Below are 19299 nucleotides of genomic sequence, written 5' to 3'. Positions count from 1 at the left end.
TAATAAAAAAGGCTGCAATCAATTTGCAGCCTTCATTTAATTCAATACTCATCATTAATAAGTATCGTTATTTAATCGCTTGATGACTGAGTCACTTAGCTACTTAAAACTGAGATACTGGCGCCGCTATTGCTTTACGGGTGATCTCAGCATTAACTTTTAATGCTTCAACAAAGCTTTGGTAAGCAGATTGTGCAAGTTGTTGCGTTTGTTGTTGTGCCATTCTTGGGTCAAGTGCTTTTTCAACATTACTCGCTATAACAGCTTGAACTTCTAATAAGGCTAAATCACCGTTATTTAATGTTACCGTCGTTGCTGAAATCTGACCTTCACTTGGATGAGGTAATTTAAAAGCCTCACGACTTAAGCTAGGCGCAATATCACTACCTGAGCGTGTAACATCAGCTTTTTCAATAAACACGGCGTTAATCGCTGTTAACTGCTCGCTAATATCATTACCTGCTTTAAATGAAACAAGTAAAGAGTCAGCTGTTGTTTGTGCTAGCTCTGTTGCTTTCTCGCTAATCAAAGTATCACGAATTTGTACAGTAACTTCAGTAAGTGGCTTAACTTCTGCTGGTTGGTACTCTTCTAAACGAATAACAATCGCTAAAGTATCGCTAACTTCAATAATGTCTGAGTTTAAGTTCTCTTGAAGGACTAAATCAGAGAAAGCAGCTTCGATTGCTTTGGGGCTATCAAATGGCGCTACGTTGCCAAATTTACTTAACCAGTCTGTCGTCATTATTTTTGAGTTAACGGCTTCAGCAGCTTCGTCTAAACTATCAGGAGCTTCAAAACTTAATCGTGCCATTTCCTGTTGTAAATCAAAAAACTTATCTTGTGCTTTTGATTGACTCACTTTTGCTTGCAGTTCTACTTCTACATCAGCAAAAGCCTGAACTTGTTCAGCTTTTAGGTCGGTTAATTTAATGATATGAAAACCAAAGTCACTTTCGACAACATCACTTACGCTATTAATCTCGGTTAACGCGAAGGCGCCTTCGTCAAACGCATCGCCCATGGCACCACGTTCAATCCATTCTAAATCACCACCATTTTCACCGCTAAAAGTATCGTCTGAACTTTCTTTGGCTAAAGTAGCAAAATCTTCACCGGCATTAACACGGGCTAATAAAGCTTCTGCCGTTACTTTTGCCACAACTTCATCATCACCAAACTCAATTAAAATATGAGCGACACGACGCTGTTCGTCTTGACGATAGCTGGCAATATTCTCTTGGTAGTAAGCTTTAACATCAGCGTCACTAACTTCAATTGTTTTTGCAATGTCGTTAACATCAAGTGCGATGTAGTTAAGTTTTACTTTTTCTTCGTTTTCAAAACGGCCTTGATTAGCTAAGTAGTACTGATTGATTTCATCGTCAGTTAACTCAATACCGGCTTTAAACTGTTCAGCATTAATTGTCGCATAGCGGACGTTACGCTTTTGGTTTTGTAAAGCGCTTACCCGTTTTTCTTGGTATGGCAAGTTGAACTCGCTGGCAACAAGTGCTTGTGTTAATTGACGACGAGTCATTTGAACACGTAAGTAATCACGAAAATCTGAAGATTGATAAAAACCGGCTTGGTTAATCATCGCTAAATAACGATTATTATCAAAAACACCATCGACCTGAAATTCAGTCATCGTGCGAATAGTTTGCTTAATACGTTCATCAGAAGCGCGAATAGACATATCAACTGTACTTTGATCAATCAGCTTTTCATTGATTAGGTTATCTAAAATACCGTTACGAAAGTTAGCCATATAATTTTCATCTGCTGATAATGTTTCGAACATATCACCAAATTGTTGTGCCATACGATTACGTTGCGCTTGATAAGCTTTATTAAAAGCATCTTGTGATATTTTTTCACCGTTAACGTCAGCGACAGATGTGTCTACTGAGTTGGTATAAGTACCAATTCCCGCTAAAGCAAAAGTTAAAATAACTAAACCTAGGATTGATTTTGCAATCCAGCCCTGTGAACCTTCTCGAATATTTTCTAACATCTTTTTCTCTATTTATTACGACAGATATATCTTTGTTCAGGATTCTATCAGAAGCATCACTGACCTTGAAGTAGCAGACGAAGATTTAATTATTTTATAGTGATATAAATGAAGCTATTTATGGGATATGTAAAATAAAAAAAGCCTTCGTTTAAAAAGGCTTTTCTGATTTATCTACAAAAATTGAAGCAGATAATTATGGATTAACTGAATCTTTTAATGCTTTACCAGCTTTAAATGCTGGGATTTTAGCTGCAGCGATTTGAATAGTTGCACCCGTCTGTGGGTTGCGGCCAGTGCGCGCAGCACGGTCACGTACTGAGAAAGTACCAAAACCAACTAGAGCAACTTGCTCACCATTTTTCAATTCGTCTGTAACAGCTTCAATAAATGAATCTAACGCACGACCAGCAGCAGCTTTAGAGATGTCTGCACCAGCAGCGATTTTTTCGATTAGTTGAGATTTGTTCACAAGTATTCCCCTTCAATTGTTATTATTCAGTGCCATCATTTGTTTTAGCGTCCTGCGGAAACTTTTATATTGAGCTTCTTTTGAACATCAAGCACTGTGTTTAAGAAAATAAAATTTATTATTTATTTTTATCTTAACCAAACCCTAATCCTATGTATGGATAGGGGTCTAGCGTTATCAGCGACATTAACTTAACACAGTTTCAGTGTTTGAAAAGCAAAAATCACTGTTTTTTGTTAATTTTTTGCAATTTTTTCTTTTATTTACTAAAAAAACAGCAATTTTTACAAATTAGTTGCCTAATTTGAATTTTTCTACAGGATGTTCTAAGGCAATATCTAATACCTCTTCTATCCATTTTACCGGATGAATAACCAAATCACCTTTAACATTGTCAGGAATTTCTTCCAAATCACGTTCATTATCTTTTGGAATAATGACCGTTTTAATACCACCACGATGCGCAGCCAAGAGTTTTTCTTTTAAGCCACCAATAGGAAGTACTTCACCTCGTAACGTAATTTCACCTGTCATAGCAACATCAGCTCTGACCGGATTACCGGTTAAGCTAGAAACTAATGCCGTACACATACCAACACCGGCGCTTGGCCCATCTTTTGGGGTAGCACCTTCAGGGACATGGACATGGATGTCACGTTTTTCATGAAAATCAGCATTAATACGAAATTTATCGGCTCGACTACGTACAACCGTCATCGCTGCTTGTATCGATTCCTGCATCACGTCACCTAATGAACCGGTGTAAGTCAGTTTACCTTTACCTGGAACCGAAGCTGTTTCTATAGTTAATAACTCACCACCTACAGATGTCCATGCTAAACCAGTCACTTGACCTATTCTATTTTCACTATCCGCTTTACCATAATCAAAACGTTGTACACCCAAAAATTCAGATAAGTTATCTTGATTAATAGTGACTTTTTTAATGGTTTTATCTAATAAAATCGCTTTTACCGCTTTACGACAAAGTTTTGATATCTCTCGCTCTAAGCCACGTACCCCAGCTTCTCTTGTGTAGTAGCGAATGATGCCCATAATAGCGCTGTCTTCAATTGAAATTTCTTTCTCTTTTAGACCATTACGACCAACTTGCTTATCGAGTAAGTGATTCTTGGCAATATTAAGCTTCTCATCTTCGGTATAACCCGACAAACGAATAACTTCCATGCGATCCAATAAAGGTCCAGGGATATCCATACTATTAGAAGTAGCAACAAACATCACATCGGATAAATCGTAATCAACTTCCAAGTAATGGTCGTTAAACGTCGTGTTTTGCTCAGGATCAAGCACTTCCAGTAAAGCAGATGCAGGATCGCCACGCATATCAGACGCCATTTTATCTATTTCATCTAATAAAAATAGTGGATTCTTAACCCCAACTTTAGCAATTTTTTGAATCAACTTACCTGGCAAAGAACCAATATATGTGCGGCGATGGCCTCGAATTTCAGCTTCATCACGCACACCACCTAGTGCCATACGCACGTATTTACGTCCGGTTGACTTAGCAATAGATTGTCCTAAAGACGTTTTACCAACCCCTGGAGGGCCAACTAAACAAAGAATAGGTCCTTTTAGCTGGCTAACACGTTGCTGCACCGCTAAATACTCTAAAATACGTTCTTTAACTTTATCTAAACCGTAATGATCTTTATCTAAAATATCTTGAGCAAGCTTTAAGTTACGCTTTAACTTACTACGCTTCTTCCAAGGTACACTGATCATCCAGTCGATGTATGAGCGAACCACGGTTGCTTCTGCCGACATCGGTGACATCATTTTTAATTTACGTACTTCGGCTAAAGTCTTTTCTTTAGCTTCTTCGGGCATTTGCGCATCTTCAATTTGCTTTTCAAGCTGCTCAACTTCGTTTGAACCTTCTTCGTCATCGCCTAATTCTTTTTGAATGGCTTTCATTTGCTCATTCAAATAATATTCGCGCTGACTTTTTTCCATTTGTTTTTTAACACGGGTACGAATTTTCTTTTCAACTTGCAATAAGTCAATTTCGCCTTCCATCAGTGCCATTAAATATTCTAGACGTTGAGCAACATTCTCTATTTCTAGTACTTTTTGTTTTTCAGCTAACTTTAATGGCATATGTGCAGCCATCGTATCCGCTAATTGTTCTGCATCATCAATACCTGAAACTGAAGTTAACACTTCAGGTGGTATTTTTTTATTGAGTTTAACATAACCTTCAAACTGAGAAATAGCCGAACGAACCAAGACTTCACAATCGTCTTCGTTAACGGTTTCTACGTCAAGAAACTCAATATCGGCAGTGAAGTATTCTTGTGTTTCAACAAATTGAGTTATACGCGCTCTACGCGCTCCTTCAACTAACACTTTCACCGTGCCGTCAGGTAATTTCAACATTTGTAAAATAGTGGCAATCGTACCCGCACGATAAACATCATCGGCTGTAGGGTCGTCAACTGCGGCATCTTTTTGTGCAACAAGAAAAACCTGCTTGTCGTTTTCCATCGCGATATCTAAACAGCGAATAGATTTTTCGCGACCTACAAATAATGGGATCACCATTTGGGGATAAACAACAACGTCGCGCAAGGCTAGAACAGGAATTTCATTGATACCAGATAACTCTTCGGTCATAGGTTACTCTCTCGAAAATCAGTAGGGAAAAAATTGTAGTTAAAAAGTATATGGGGATTTTAGTAAAGCTTTCAACGGATAGACAAAAAAAAAGAGCTAAATGATCAATGTCATCTAACTCTTTTTATCGAAACACCTAAAATTTTAGCAATGAACGGCTACTCGCTCGCTACTTTTTCCTGTGGTGTATCGTAAATAATAATCGGTTTTGACTCACCTTTTATTACTGTTTCATCGACCACAACTTTTATCGCATCATTCATTGATGGCAATTCGTACATGGTATCAAGTAAGACGCTTTCAACGATTGAGCGTAAACCACGCGCGCCCGTTTTACGCACCATTGCTTTGTGTGCAATAGCAATTAATGCATCTTCTCTGAACTCTAATTCAACGTTTTCCATGTCGAACAATGCACCAAACTGCTTAGTTAGCGCATTTTTAGGCTCTTGCAATATTTGGATTAATGCGTCTTCATCAAGTTCTGTCAATGTTGCTACAACAGGCAAGCGACCAATAAACTCAGGAATTAAACCATACTTAATCAGATCTTCTGGCTCAACATCTTGTAAGTGTTGAGTTAGCGTTTTCTTGCTATCTTTGCCACGAACTTCTGCGCCAAAACCTATACCTGCACCAGTATGTGAACGTTGCTCAACAACTTTATCTAAACCGGCAAATGCACCACCACAGATAAATAAGATTTTTGAGGTATCAACCTGCAAAAACTCTTGTTGAGGATGTTTACGCCCACCTTGTGGTGGAACTGAAGCAATAGTGCCTTCAATAAGCTTTAACAATGCTTGCTGAACACCTTCACCGGATACATCACGCGTGATTGATGGATTATCTGATTTACGTGAAATCTTATCAATTTCATCGATGTAAACAATACCACGCTGGGCTTTTTCAACATCGTAATCACATTTTTGTAAAAGCTTTTGAATGATGTTTTCAACATCTTCACCAACATAACCTGCTTCAGTTAATGTCGTTGCGTCGGCCATAGTAAACGGTACATCAAGTAAACGCGCTAAGGTTTCAGCCAGTAATGTTTTACCACTACCCGTTGGGCCAATAAGTAAAATATTACTTTTACTTAACTCTATACCATTGTGAGAGTCACCATTGCGTAAACGTTTGTAGTGATTATAAACCGCTACGGCTAATACTTTTTTCGCGTGATCTTGACCAATAACGTAGTCGTCTAAACTTTCACGGATCTCGATCGGTGTAGGTAAGCTTTCTTTTTCTTCTTTCGGGGAAATTTCTTTTATTTCTTCACGAATAATATCGTTGCACAGTTCAACACACTCATCACAAACAAATACTGACGGACCAGCAATAAGTTTACGAACTTCATGTTGGCTCTTGCCACAAAACGAACAATACAAAAGCTTGCCGTTATCACCGTCACCATTTTTAATATCGGTCATACGGAACCTCAATTTGTTTAATTTCTAATACAGATACTGTTAAGTATTTCATAAATTATCTAGATCACAAAGTTGTGAAATTATTTATCTAATCGTTCTGTTAATATGGAGTCAACTAATCCATATTCAACCGCACTTTCTGCACTTAAGAAGTTGTCACGGTCGGTGTCATGAGAAACTTTCTCTAATGACTGACCAGTATGCTCGGCCATTAAACTGTTCAATTTAGTTTTAATATAAAGAATTTCTTTCGCATGAATTTCAAAGTCAGATGCTTGACCTTGGAAACCACCAAGTGGCTGATGAATCATCACACGGGCATTGGGTAGACAGTAACGTTTACCTTTTTCACCGCCTGACAATAAGAATGCGCCCATGCTAGCAGCCTGACCAATACATACTGTACTAATGTTTGGCTTAATAAACTTCATCGTATCGTAAATAGCCATACCTGCAGTTACCGAACCGCCAGGTGAATTAATATATAAGTATATATCTTTATCAGGACTTTCAGACTCAAGGAATAATAACTGAGCAACAATCAAATTAGCCATGTGATCTTCAACTTGACCACACAAGAAAATAACACGCTCTTTTAAAAGTCTTGAATAAATATCGAACGAGCGCTCACCCTTAGGTGTTTGCTCAATAACCATTGGCACTAAAGCACTATCGATAGTGCTGGTGATTTTCTGAGAATTATTTTGAGAAGTAAACAACTAAAATTTCCTTTCTATATAAAAAATGGCTCGTATGTCCCCATACCAGCCATTTAAGCGATTGCTTGACATAATGTCAATCTAAAAGGTCTACCAATTCACATTTGTTTCACTAAAGTGCTACAAATTTAAGCAAATGGCAGCAACTTAGCCGATTAAGTTTCTTTGCTCAGTGGCAAGAATCCTAAGAGACTCAGTCTTATTTACCTTCTGGATTCATTATATCTTTAAAGCTTGCTTTCTTTTTATTAACTTTTGCGCTTTCAAGTAACAATTCAACAGCTTGCTCTTCTAATGCAACATTCTGCATTTGTTGGTTAAGCTCTTTGTTTGTTGCGTAGTACTCGATAACTTCTTTTGGATCTTCGTAAGCTGATGCGGCTGATGCAATTAATTCGTTAACTTTGTTTTCGTCAACTTTTAATTCATTAACTTTGATCACTTCACCTAGTAACAAACCAACTTTAACACGGCGCTTAGCTTGCTCTTCAAACATATCAGCTGGAAGCTCTGGCATATTATTAGGATCCATTTGACCCGCAAAACGTTGCATTGCTTGCTTACGTAAAACGTCAATTTCTTGAGCGATTAACGCTTTAGGAATTTCAACATCGTTAGCAGCTAATAAGCCTTCGATTACTTGCTCTTTAACTTTAGCTTTAACCGCTTGGGTTAACTCACGAGTCATGTTAGTGCTTACTTCAGTGCGTAATGCTTCTACGCCACCTTCTTGAACACCAAACAATTTAGCAAAATCTTCATCGATTGTTGGTAATACTGGACCTTCAGTTTTATGAAGAACGATATCAAACTCTGCTTCTTTGCCTTTTAGGTTTTCAGCATGGTAATCATCAGGGAAAGTCACTTTAATTGTTTTTTCATCGCCAGCTTTCATGCCAGTAATTTCTTTTTCAAAACCTGGGATCATGCGACCAGCGCCTAATTCAAGTTCGAAATCTTTAGCTTCGCCGCCTTCAAAAACTTCACCGTCAACACGGCCAGTAAAATCTAAAACAAGTTTGTCACCAGCTTTAGTTTTACGCTTGTTTTCTTTCCACGTTTTATGTTGATTCTGTAATGTAATAAACATTTCATCTAAATCAGCATCTGTAACTTCAACGTCAGGACGTTCAACGTTAATTGAATCTAAGCCCGTTAAAGCAACATCAGGGTAAACTTCAAAAGTAGCTTCGAATTCTAGCGCTTTGCCGTCTTCATTGCTTTTAGCAATAAAACTTGGACGACCAGCTGGATTCATTTTTTCTGCAACAATTGCATCAACAAAGTTACGTTGCATTAATTCGCCAGCAACTTCTTGACGAACTGATTGACCGTAACGCTTTTGGATAACAGTCGCAGGAACTTTACCTGGACGGAAACCATTAATTCGCTGGGTTTTTGATATGTGACGAAGACGGTTTTTAACTTCTACATCTACTGATTCTGCAGGAACAGAAATAGTTAACTTACGTTCCAAACCTTGTGTAGTCTCTACTGAAACTTGCATTTTAATACCTCAAAACTTAGCGTTTTAGTAACGCTTTCAATAACACAACTACTTCACAGCTTAATTAGCCAAAGAGTGTGACGTTTGTAGCCCTATAACCAACGCTACAGAAGCCCGAAAAATCAGAGTAAATACCAACACTAATAAATAGTTCCTCGCTCAGCGAGGTTTAAAAGGCATGATATAGACCTAGATTTTAAAATAATGACGCGAAATTATAGCGATGCTTGATATAAGAGTCGACCCTTTAATGACGTTATTTTTGACTTATTTTTTAAATGGGTGATAAAACGAGTAAAAACAGTGTGTGCTGACTTCATTTAAATGTAATAAATTAAATTTAAAGTGCATTAAAATTGGTGTAGCTGATAGTTAAAGAGTTGTTCTAGATTAAATTTATGATTTGTAAATAGAAGTGTATAACAGGAGATGACAAAGATAAAAGACATATAAAATAAGAAGTGGTCGGTGATGCAAGATTCGAACTTGCGACCCCTTGGACCCAAACCAAGTGCGCTACCAAGCTGCGCTAATCACCGACATTTTCTACTTAACCTACTTTACTACAATATTTCATCACCATTTCTTGAGAAAAAATGGGGTGGCTAAAGGGACTTGAACCCTCGACAACCGGAATCACAATCCGGGGCTCTACCAACTGAGCTATAGCCACCATTGTAAAATACTGTTTGGTACGCCCTGCAGGATTCGAACCTGCGACCCACGCCTTAGAAGGGCGTTGCTCTATCCAGCTGAGCTAAGGGCGCACATTACCTACAGGCCAAATTTTTAGTTATTAAAAATAATTAAAAAAGTGGTCGGTGATGCAAGATTCGAACTTGCGACCCCTTGGACCCAAACCAAGTGCGCTACCAAGCTGCGCTAATCACCGATATGTACTGCGTTTAAAAGAACTAAAAATATGCCCCTTTCAACGGATGCGGATATTACCTAGTTGCCTGAGTCCCGTCAAACCTTTTTTATAAAAAAATAACCGTTTGCTCACTTTTAAAACAAGCCGCTTGATAATCAGCACTTATTGCCTATAAATATAGCAACTCTTCAATTATCAATAAATTCTGTTTTTGGCATACTTGATAAGCGTATATTTTATTTTTAAATCTTCATTTGACGATATATTACCGAATAAAAGACCATTTATAAGAACAGTAGCTATAACAGTCCAGGTTTTTATGCGAAAATAGTGTCGTTTTTCATCATTTAACTAAGTTAATAGAAACTATCATGACAGCAACTCTTATAGACGGTAAATATATTGCTCAGCAGCTTAGGCTCTCAGTAAAAGAAAAAGTAGCAGTACGCGTTAAAAATGGCTTACGACCTCCCGGGCTAGCCGTGATATTAGTCGGCTCAGATCCTGCTTCACAAGTTTATGTTGGTAGTAAGCGTAAAGCATGTGAAGAAGTTGGTTTTCTTTCTCGCTCATATGATCTGCCCCCAACAACCACTCAAGCTGAATTATTTACTTTAATTGATGAATTAAATAATGACGAAAATATTGATGGTATTCTTGTTCAGCTCCCTTTACCAAAAGGTTTAGATGCTAATTTAATTATCGAGCATATTAACCCTTTAAAAGATGTTGATGGCTTCCACCCATTCAACGTCGGCAAACTAGCACTTCGTCAACCAGGATTGCGCCCCTGTACACCTAAGGGCATTATCAAGCTGATAGAGACTACCGGTATAGACCCACATGGTTTAGAAGCGGTTATAGTCGGTGCTTCAAATATTGTTGGTCGTCCAATGACATTAGAACTATTACTGGCCGGTTGCACAGTAACCACCACGCATAGATTCACTAAAAATCTTGAAGATAAAATACGTAACGCTGATTTACTTGTTGTGGCCGTAGGAAAACCTGAGTTCATTCCTGGAGAATGGATTAAGGCTGGCGCTATTGTTATTGATGTGGGGATTAACCGTTTGGCCAATGGCAAACTTGTTGGTGATGTAGGTTTTGATATAGCTCAAACGAAAGCCGCTTATATTACGCCCGTACCTGGCGGCGTAGGCCCAATGACAGTAGCAAGTTTAATCGAGAACACTTTGATAGCTTGTGAAGAATTTCACTAAATTTTAAGCCGCTTAATATAAAGGAATAACCAATGTCTGACGCTATTTATCAGTTTAATGCGCTGAACAATAAAAAAGAAACCGTTGAGTTGAAAGACTACCAAGGTAAGGTAATGCTTATTGTAAATACGGCAAGTGCCTGCGGATTTACGCCTCAGTATGAAGGTTTACAATCACTTTACAGTGAGTATCAAACACAAGGTTTAGCGGTTTTAGCTTTTCCTTGTAATCAGTTTAAGCAACAAGAAAAAGGCAGTAATGAGGAAATACAGCAGTTTTGTGATCTAACGTTTAATATCAAATTCCCATTATTTGATAAAATTGACGTCAATGGCGACAACACTCACCCTCTTTTTACCTTTTTAAAGGCACAAGCACCTGGAATACTAGGCTCTAAGAGCATCAAGTGGAATTTCACTAAGTTTTTAGTGAACAAGAAAGGCCAAGTAGTTAAACGCTATGCGCCAACCACTAAACCGACTAGCATTAAAGCGGATATAGAAAAGTTACTCGCTGAGTAATTTATAATGAGCAGCCAAAAGTGTTGGCTGCTCTTACTATCTTATTGAGCTTTTGCTACTTTTAACATTTCAAGGTTACTGGCAATATCTTCTGCCGCTGTTCTTGGCGAAATATCATCATCTATTTTCAAGATTTTACCTTCTTTAGAAATATAAAATGTCACACGACTAGCAACCTGCATCATATTCAACACATCGTAGGCTTTCGCAGTCGCTTTTGTAGGATCGCTTAACATCGGAAAGTCTGCGCCGGTTTTCTTAGCAAAATCTCTGTTGTCATCTAATGGGTCAACACTGGCCATAACGTAACTTGCATTATACGCTCTGATCAAATGCCCCTTCTCAACCAATGACTTACATTCAATGGTACAACCACGAGTGTTAGCCATTGGATACCAAGCTAAAACAACCGCTTGCTTACCTTTGTAGTCACTGAGTTGGTAATAATCACCATTGGTGGCTTGCAATTTAAAATCTGGTGCTTGCTCTCCCACTTTTAAATCAGAGGCTAACAAACTAAAGCTCGTTAATAATGCTAAAAATGTACAAACTACTTTTGATGTTCTTTTCATCAGAGTTACCTTTTAAAAATGAATAATATTTGTTGTTACTTTACCTTATTTTACCTCATTAACCTTTAGCTAAAAGGTTATCGAGCCAACTTGTCGGTAGTATACGTTTGAATACGGCAAATAGTTTAGTAGGCACAGTAATTCTGTATCTTATTTTCGGGCGTTTACTCTCTAAGGCATGGATCAACGCTTTGGTGACATCTGCCGCTTCTAAGGTAAATTTTGCATTCGAGGTTTTACTGGCCAGCCTTGCTATTTGTTGTTGATACTCAAGATGATGGGCACTGTCTTTAGCGTCAATGTTGGCTGTAAAAGCACTTAAGGCATTGGCGCGAAATTGAGTATTAATGGGACCCGGCTGTAAAAGTATCACTGCGATATTCGCTGATCTCAATTCTAACCTTAAGGTGTCAGACAAACCTTCAACAGCATATTTTGAGGCATTATAAGCGCCACGATAAGCCATAGAAACAAAGCCTAACACTGAGCTACATTGAATAATTCGGCCATGACCTTGCTTGCGCATAACCGGAATAACTTGTTTAGTCAGCTCGTGCCAGCCAAAAACATTGCTTTCAAATTGGCTTATAAGCGCTTGAGTTGGTAAGTCTTCTAATGCGCCCGGTTGACCATAGGCACCATTATTAAAAAGAAAATCTAATGTCCCCCCAGTTTCATTGAGCACAAAAGCAAGTGCCGCATGGATACTGTCAACTTGGGTTAAATCAAGCTGGCAAGCGGTTAAACCTTTTTCTTGTAGCATAACAACATCGGCTTGTTTTCTTGCGGTAGCAAAAACTTGATAGCCTCTTGTTGATAACGTCAGAGCCGCATCTAAACCAATACCGCTTGAACAACCTGTTATTAAAATAGATTTTTTCACGCTGTTATTATTACCTGTAATTCGAAAATTTGCTTTATTGTCGGTGAGCATACTGGGGATATCAAATCAGTACAAGGCGAGATAATTAATTGTATAGATAAACACGAATGCCCAGCGCAATAATTGTTAGGCTAACATGATACACTTTTGTTTAAACACTAAAACGAGTTAAGCAACCATTGAAAGATTGTAATCAATGTGGAAAATGCTGTATAAAATATGGCGACGGAGGCATAGCAGCTTCGATTGAAGATATTGAGATGTGGGAAATTTTTCGCCCTCATATTCATCAATATGTAATAAAAGATAAGATTTGGTTTAATCCTCAAACCGGTAAACAACTGACACAGTGCCCTTTCCTAGAAAAAATGCCTAACCAAGATGCTACCGAGCAAGTTAAATATACTTGCGCAATTTATCAAGACCGCCCTGAAGACTGCCGGGATTATCCGAGTAATGTCAGTGAGATGATCAGGGATGAGTGTGAAATGATAGAAATCATCGATTTAACCCATCCCCAACAAGCGCAATACAAACTTAATAAATTAATGAGCCGCAGTTAACGTTTATTTTTTGGCACATAATTTAGAATAGAAAGTGGCACCACTTTTTTGACTGGAAATCCTTCAAATTCTTTGCGTTTAATAACATGCCCTAAACGGCTTTCTATCGCACACAAGTTTCTAAAATTGTCCTTGGCTACAAATGATACCGCTTCTCCAGAGGCTCCCGCTCGACCTGTTCGGCCAATACGGTGAATATAGTCATCGACTTGATCAGGTAAGTCGTAATTAACCACTCGAGTGAGCTCGCCGATATCAAGACCGCGTGAAGCAATACCTGTAGCGACAAGAAACTTAATTTTACCGGTTTTAAAGTCATTAAGAACTTGTTCTCGCATCGCTTGTGTTCTGCCACCATGAATAGACTCGGCACTAATGCCACGTTTTTCTAGCTGGCTAACAAGTTTAGCTGCACCGTGTTTTGTTTCGATAAAGATCAGCGCTTGCTGCCATTGATGTTCAATAATTAAATGGCTCAGTAATGCCGACTTATTACCTTTATCAACCGTTATTAACCATTGATCAATTTTAGGTTTAGAGGCGCTATTATTGCCGATAGAGATTTCTGTCGCATTACTAAAGGTACGCTTTGATAACGTTCGAACATCATCAGAAATAGTGGCTGAAAATAATAAGTTTTGACGTTCGAGTGGCAAACGTTCAATGATTTTATTAATATCTTCAATAAAACCCATATCAAGCATTCTGTCAGCTTCATCTAAAACAAGGACTTCAAGTTCATCAAAATGCAGAGCACGTTGATGAGCCATATCCAGTAATCGCCCGGGAGTCGCAACAACAATATCAACCCCCCAAATAAGCTTCTGCCTTTGCGGTTCAATGTCAGTACCACCGTACATTGCCATCGAGCTTAGGTCTAAATACTTACCATAATCACGGATACTTTGTTCTACTTGAACGGCAAGTTCACGTGTTGGGGTAAGAATAAGCGCTCGAATACGTTTGCCACGTAATTTTCGTTCGGTATTAAGTTTTTCAAGTATTGGTAAAACAAAACTGGCCGTTTTACCTGTACCTGTTTGCGCTGCAGCAACAAGGTTTTTTCCCGATAAAATAACCGGAATGGCTTTTTTCTGAATAGCCGTTGGCTCGCCATATTTTAAGTCAGCAAGTGCTTTTAAAAGCGGTTCACTTAATCCCAGTGTCGAAAATGGCATAATACTATCCTTGAAGTTTAATTTTTAAACCTTTAATAAAGGTCGATAAAACTTCATCACTACAATCTCTATAATGTTTATTATTGATGCTTCGAAAGAATGCACTTAATTCATATTTGGTTAAGCTCAACTCGGCTAATTCAAGCGTATCAATCACTTCATCAGCTTGTAGAGAAAAAGCAATTTTTAACTTATTAAAAATAGCGTTATTAGTTAAGACAGCTTCAGGAACCGCTTGTGGTCCTTCTTTTGCGCCTCTTCTTTCAACAATCAAGCCATTGAGGAAACTAGCAAATTCTACATCAAGTAGTTCAACATAAGTCTCATCGTCTTTTTCTTTATAAAAACAAACCAATTGCTCTGCTGATATTTCACAAGCATTTAATTTAAAGACGGCACGGGTTTTTTCGTCATCAAAATCAAGTAAAGTACTTAAGCGACGAAGAATATCATTGTTTATCATGTTTAGACCTAGAGAACGTTGTTAAGGTGAAGGCAGCAGTAGAGTTGTCTTCAGAGTGGTAGAGAGTATAGCGCACTCGTTTTAAATGTTTGCTAACTCATTTTTTTGTCTATTAAATAGTGCTTAGTTAAAGCGTTAAAAACGCCATTAAAGGCGTTTTCAACAATCAAATAACTAAGCTAAAAGAGAACTAAGCTCTTTTTTGAGCCTGTATTTGGCTATCAAGATATTCATCTAACGAACCTTGAAAATCAACAAGCTTTTTATCTTTAATATCGATAATACGGGTTGCTAAGCTAGAAACAAACTCACGGTCATGGCTAACAAAAATTAACGTACCTTCAAAGTCTTTTAGCGCATTGTTCAATGCATCTATCGCTTCGATATCCATGTGGTTAGTTGGCTCATCCATAATTAATACGTTGATATCAGCCATCATTAAACGACCGAATAACAAGCGATTCTTTTCACCACCTGAACAGTTACGTGCTTTCTTGTTAGCATCATCATCAGTGAATAACATACGTCCTAGCATGCCACGAACACTTAAATCATTGTGACAAGGTCTACGCCATTGCGACATCCATTCCATCAATGTTAAGTCATTGTCAAAGAATGAACCACTATCTTGTGGACAATAACCCACAGAGGCATTTTCAGACCATTTAACAACGCCTTCAGTTTGCTCTAACTCGCTCATTAAACAGCGAAGTAACGTTGTTTTACCAACACCGTTTTCTCCGATGATAGCTAATTTAGCACCCGCTTCTAACAATAAATCACCTTTAGAAAACAAAGTAACGCCGTCAAAACCATGCGCTAAACCTTCAAGTTCTAGTGCTTGTCTGTGCATTTTTTTGCCAGGGGCAAAAGCTATTTTTGGGGTGATACGACTTGAAGACTTTACATCATCAAGTTTAATTTTATCCATTTTCTTAGCACGAGAACTTGCTTGTTTCGCTTTAGAAGCGTTAGCGCCAAAACGGTTAACAAAGTCTTGCAGCTCAGCGATCTCAGCAACTTTTTTATCATTACCGGCTAATAACTGCTCGCGTAACAAACCAGACTGCGCTAAGAAGAACTCGTAATTACCCGGATAAACGCGTAATTCACCGTAATCAATATCAGCCATATGTGTACATACTGAATTAAGAAAATGTCTATCATGAGAAATAATAATCATGGTGCATTTACGTTTGTTTAACTCAGCTTCTAACCAACTGATGGTATGGATATCCAAGTTGTTGGTTGGCTCATCGAGTAATAAAATATCAGGGTTAGCAAATAAGGCTTGCGCAAGTAAAACACGAAGTTTCCAACCTGGAGCAACTTGTTGCATTGAACCATAATGAAAAGATTCTTCGATACCTGCTTCTAGTAGTATTTCACCTGCGCGACTTTCCGCGGTGTAACCGTCCATTTCAGCAAATTCACTTTCTAAGTCACCAACACGCATACCATCGGCTTCGCTCATTTCAGCTTGTGCGTATATAGCATCTCTTTCTTGCTTTACTTTCCATAATGGCATATCACCCATAATAACAGTGTCAATAACATTGTGTTGTTCAAAAGCGAACTGGTCTTGACCCAACGTACTTACTTTGTTGCCAGTACTAACCGAGACATTGCCCGAACTTGGTACTAAGTCACCACTGAGTATCTTCATGAATGTAGACTTGCCACAACCATTTGCGCCGATCAAACCGTAGCGGTGACCATTGCCAAATTTAGCCGAAATGTTTTCAAACAAAGGCTCTGCGCCAAATTGCATTGTAATGTTAGATGTAGTGATCAAAGATAAATTCCTAAATAGTGCTAACTAAAATTGTTAACCAGCAACGGTGAAGATAGCAAAAATAGAAACATATTTAAGACCATCAAAATAAAGTGGCGCATTATACAGTAAAAACTCTATTTTCTCTACTTAATCCTTAAAGTTTTTGGTTGTTTTTTCACCAGTATCAACACAGAAGTGATTAGTGCTTGATATATTATTAAAAAAAATAATCAAAGCTCGTTAATCGCCTAGGGTATTTGCTTGCAAAACCTTATTTGCTCTAGTATTTTATTCGCACAATAAAAATAATATATGCGGATATTTCATGTCTATTGATACAATTTATAAGGTCACTTTACATCCTTTCATTAATGAATCTATTGCTAGCTTAAAATCGATGACCAGTTTATCGGGGAGCGCCGGCGAAGCTTTTATGGATAAAGTTGAAGACTTTCGCTTTAAAGGTTATGCCGTTTGCTCTGATATTACTGGCTGTTTAGATGGGGTAATTATGATGCATCATTACCCAGAAACCGCAGTAGCTATTGGTAATTCTGTTTGCCAAAATATGTTTGATGAAACATATGATTATACAGAAATAAATGACGAGTTAAGTAATGCTTTAGCAGAATGGGGCAATACCATTGTTGGTCGAGCAACTGATTTACTGAGCCGCAACAACTTAAAATTTGATTTTTCTAGCCCATATTTTATCCATAATTTTAAAGATATGGAAAAATACTTAGCTGGCGTTAAAGAGATAATAACTGTACCAATTACCGTTGAAGGTGTTGGTCGTTACTATTTTAATTTATTGGTGCGTAATGTTAATTTTCAAACCAGTAATGTTGAAAGAGAACAAAGCTCAGGCATTGCAAATCCACACAGCACACCTTTACCACTAGAGAGTAAAATATTACTTGTTGACGATAGTGCGATGATACGAAAAGCAATAAAACGCTTTTTAGCCGGTTTAGGTTATGAAAATGTCATTGAAGCAGACGATGGTAGTACTGCGGTAGAAGCGGTAAAAAATCAAGCACCTGACTTCCTTTTCATGGACGTCGTGATGACTAAGATGAACGGTAACGAAGCATTGAAAGCTATTCGTGCCAGTGGCTCAAATGTACCTGTGGTAATGTTGTCTTCGGTTACCGATAAAGGACTCGTCGATGAATGCCAAGCAAGTGGCGTTTCTGGTTTTATTTTTAAGCCAATTCAAGCCAGTAATGGCGCAAAAATAATTAAAGACTATTTAAAAGTAGTTTAAGCCCGTACATATTTATTTGATGAAGTACTTTATTTCAAAGATAAAGTACCTTTAAACTATTTAATATAAAAAAAGAAGTTTATAAAAGACATGGAAAAAGACACTGTTTCAACGGGTAACGTTTATGTGATGACTCACTCTTTTTTTTCAGATGTGATAAGAATAGGCTGTACTCCAGATGATCCGGTCGAATACGCTCGGTTACTATCAAAAAACTCGCCAGGTGATTACTCGCTGGTATTTTCTTTAGCGTGTAACAACCCGTGCGCGATAAAAAAGAAAATACGCGAATATCTCAACGCACAAGAATACGTTAATGAGTTTTACCAAGTATCGGCAGAGGTCGCAGCAAAACTATTAAAAAGAGAAACCTTAAGAATTGCCATTACTAATGAAGTAAGTACTGACTAATTTTTATAAAAAACGTCCCTGCCCCAGACAATAGCCACAATAAAACCACTTAACCCTATTTGACTAGTAGCTCACTAACAATAAGCTTTAACAAAAAAGTTTCACGTTCAATAGAAAGTCCCTTTTTTAGACTATTCGCTATTGTTTGCTCATTATGACTAATAGCTTGATGTATATTCATCCAAATTGGATGCATACCATTATTAATTTCATGCGCTTCAAGCTCGGGTTCAAGTAACTCTTCATCTATTGAACAAATATAACAGTAAGACTCCATATGAATAAGTTCGAAGTCGGGCTTATGCCAAGGTCTAAACTCTTCATATAAACCAAACGCTTGAATATTTTGCACATTATGCGCGCCAGTTTCTTCTTTTAACTCGCGCACCAAACCGGCAACATTACTTTCACCTTCGTCGATACCGCCACCGGGTAAACTGTAATCATGATACCGCTTGGTATAAAGCAAAAGTATATCTTCGCCTTTTAAGACAATAGCCCGCGTTGCTTTTCGAGTAAATTGGCGTGCTGACATATCACGAATGTCAGGATGAATAGTTGATTTTAGTAAACGCATAGCAGGATCTTTAGAAATATCTAGAAAATCATCACCATTAAAACAAGAAGTTGTTAACTCCACACCCTAACCGTAATAATTTTAAACAACAGGTTATGAGCATCTTACTACAGTGAAGATAGATTAGCCGAAGATTTTATAGCTCCGCATAAATAGTACCCAGTACTAACAGGAGCTTGCGCTATTATTTTGGTAT

General features: G+C 37.9%; 17 protein-coding genes and 4 tRNA genes. 5 read left to right on the top strand and 16 right to left on the bottom strand.

Annotation, left to right across the window (positions count from 1 at the left end):
* Positions 1–103: 103 nt before the first annotated feature.
* From H4J56_RS03890 to H4J56_RS03845, 10 genes are all read right to left on the bottom strand, one after another.
* The gene (locus H4J56_RS03890) at positions 104–2017 is read right to left on the bottom strand and encodes a SurA N-terminal domain-containing protein (RefSeq protein WP_182221628.1); all 1914 of its coding nucleotides are present in this window, start codon (positions 2015–2017) and stop codon (positions 104–106) included.
* A 196-nt stretch (positions 2018–2213) separates the two neighbouring features.
* The gene (gene hupB, locus H4J56_RS03885; protein WP_070374161.1) at positions 2214–2489 is read right to left on the bottom strand and encodes a nucleoid-associated protein HU-beta; all 276 of its coding nucleotides are present in this window, start codon (positions 2487–2489) and stop codon (positions 2214–2216) included.
* Positions 2490–2780: 291 nt separating this feature from the next.
* The gene (lon, locus tag H4J56_RS03880; protein ID WP_070374162.1) at positions 2781–5129 is read right to left on the bottom strand and encodes an endopeptidase La; all 2349 of its coding nucleotides are present in this window, start codon (positions 5127–5129) and stop codon (positions 2781–2783) included.
* A gap of 158 nt (positions 5130–5287) precedes the next feature.
* Entirely contained in the window at positions 5288–6565 is a 1278-nt protein-coding gene (clpX, locus tag H4J56_RS03875; RefSeq protein WP_070374163.1) for an ATP-dependent protease ATP-binding subunit ClpX, read from the bottom strand.
* Between the two features lie 80 nt (positions 6566–6645).
* The gene (gene clpP / locus H4J56_RS03870; RefSeq protein WP_182214969.1) at positions 6646–7254 is read right to left on the bottom strand and encodes an ATP-dependent Clp endopeptidase proteolytic subunit ClpP; all 609 of its coding nucleotides are present in this window, start codon (positions 7252–7254) and stop codon (positions 6646–6648) included.
* A gap of 229 nt (positions 7255–7483) precedes the next feature.
* Positions 7484–8791 (bottom strand): trigger factor, encoded by a 1308-nt coding sequence (gene tig, locus H4J56_RS03865; protein WP_070374164.1) that lies wholly within the window; start codon positions 8789–8791, stop codon positions 7484–7486.
* Between the two features lie 462 nt (positions 8792–9253).
* Positions 9254–9330, bottom strand: a tRNA-Pro gene (locus H4J56_RS03860).
* A 58-nt stretch (positions 9331–9388) separates the two neighbouring features.
* Positions 9389–9464: transfer RNA gene (locus H4J56_RS03855), tRNA-His, on the bottom strand.
* A 17-nt stretch (positions 9465–9481) separates the two neighbouring features.
* Positions 9482–9558, bottom strand: a tRNA-Arg gene (locus H4J56_RS03850).
* A 48-nt stretch (positions 9559–9606) separates the two neighbouring features.
* A tRNA-Pro gene (locus H4J56_RS03845) sits at positions 9607–9683 on the bottom strand.
* Positions 9684–10036: 353 nt separating this feature from the next.
* Here H4J56_RS03845 and folD point away from each other — a divergent pair.
* Entirely contained in the window at positions 10037–10888 is an 852-nt protein-coding gene (gene folD / locus H4J56_RS03840; protein WP_182214853.1) for a bifunctional methylenetetrahydrofolate dehydrogenase/methenyltetrahydrofolate cyclohydrolase FolD, read from the top strand.
* 32 nt (positions 10889–10920) lie between these two features.
* Positions 10921–11409 carry a glutathione peroxidase gene (locus H4J56_RS03835; RefSeq protein ID WP_182214852.1) on the top strand — a complete coding sequence of 163 codons (489 nt, stop codon included), beginning with the start codon at positions 10921–10923 and terminating at the stop codon, positions 11407–11409.
* 41 nt (positions 11410–11450) lie between these two features.
* On the opposite strand, the gene H4J56_RS03830 is transcribed toward H4J56_RS03835, so the two are convergent.
* A complete protein-coding gene (locus H4J56_RS03830; RefSeq protein ID WP_182243198.1) occupies positions 11451–11981 on the bottom strand; it encodes a redoxin domain-containing protein in 531 nt (176 codons plus the stop codon).
* A 58-nt stretch (positions 11982–12039) separates the two neighbouring features.
* A complete protein-coding gene (locus tag H4J56_RS03825) occupies positions 12040–12864 on the bottom strand; it encodes an SDR family oxidoreductase (RefSeq protein ID WP_070377001.1) in 825 nt (274 codons plus the stop codon).
* A 179-nt stretch (positions 12865–13043) separates the two neighbouring features.
* Between H4J56_RS03825 and H4J56_RS03820 the strand changes: the two genes are divergently transcribed.
* Complete coding sequence (locus tag H4J56_RS03820; protein WP_182243196.1) at positions 13044–13427, top strand: YkgJ family cysteine cluster protein; 384 nt, start codon at positions 13044–13046, stop codon at positions 13425–13427.
* Here the strand turns inward: H4J56_RS03820 and H4J56_RS03815 are convergent.
* From H4J56_RS03815 to H4J56_RS03805, 3 genes are all read right to left on the bottom strand, one after another.
* A complete protein-coding gene (locus H4J56_RS03815) occupies positions 13424–14605 on the bottom strand; it encodes a DEAD/DEAH box helicase (protein WP_182230131.1) in 1182 nt (393 codons plus the stop codon). The genes H4J56_RS03820 and H4J56_RS03815 overlap by 4 nt on opposite strands.
* Positions 14606–14609: 4 nt before the next feature.
* Positions 14610–15068: a DUF1456 family protein gene (locus H4J56_RS03810; RefSeq protein WP_070374170.1), complete on the bottom strand. Its 459-nt coding sequence runs from the start codon at positions 15066–15068 to the stop codon at positions 14610–14612.
* A 190-nt stretch (positions 15069–15258) separates the two neighbouring features.
* Positions 15259–16863, bottom strand: a complete 1605-nt coding sequence (locus H4J56_RS03805; protein WP_070374171.1) for an ABC-F family ATPase — start codon at positions 16861–16863, stop codon at positions 15259–15261.
* A gap of 307 nt (positions 16864–17170) precedes the next feature.
* On the opposite strand from H4J56_RS03805, the gene H4J56_RS03800 reads away from it, so the two are divergent.
* Complete coding sequence (locus tag H4J56_RS03800) at positions 17171–18115, top strand: response regulator (RefSeq protein WP_182258909.1); 945 nt, start codon at positions 17171–17173, stop codon at positions 18113–18115.
* Positions 18116–18205: 90 nt separating this feature from the next.
* Positions 18206–18526, top strand: coding sequence for a GIY-YIG nuclease family protein (locus tag H4J56_RS03795; RefSeq protein ID WP_182214846.1), 321 nt, complete (start codon positions 18206–18208; stop codon positions 18524–18526).
* Between the two features lie 55 nt (positions 18527–18581).
* Here the strand turns inward: H4J56_RS03795 and H4J56_RS03790 are convergent, their stop codons facing one another.
* On the bottom strand, positions 18582–19103 hold the full coding sequence (locus H4J56_RS03790) for an NUDIX hydrolase (RefSeq protein WP_182214967.1): 522 nt from the start codon (positions 19101–19103) through the stop codon (positions 18582–18584).
* Positions 19104–19299 lie beyond the last annotated feature (196 nt).

It is taken from the genome of Colwellia sp. BRX8-4 (assembly GCF_014077345.1).
Lineage (GTDB): Bacteria > Pseudomonadota > Gammaproteobacteria > Enterobacterales > Alteromonadaceae > Colwellia_A.
Note: the sequence above shows the minus strand (reverse complement) of the source record. Positions and strands in the feature narration are given on the sequence as shown.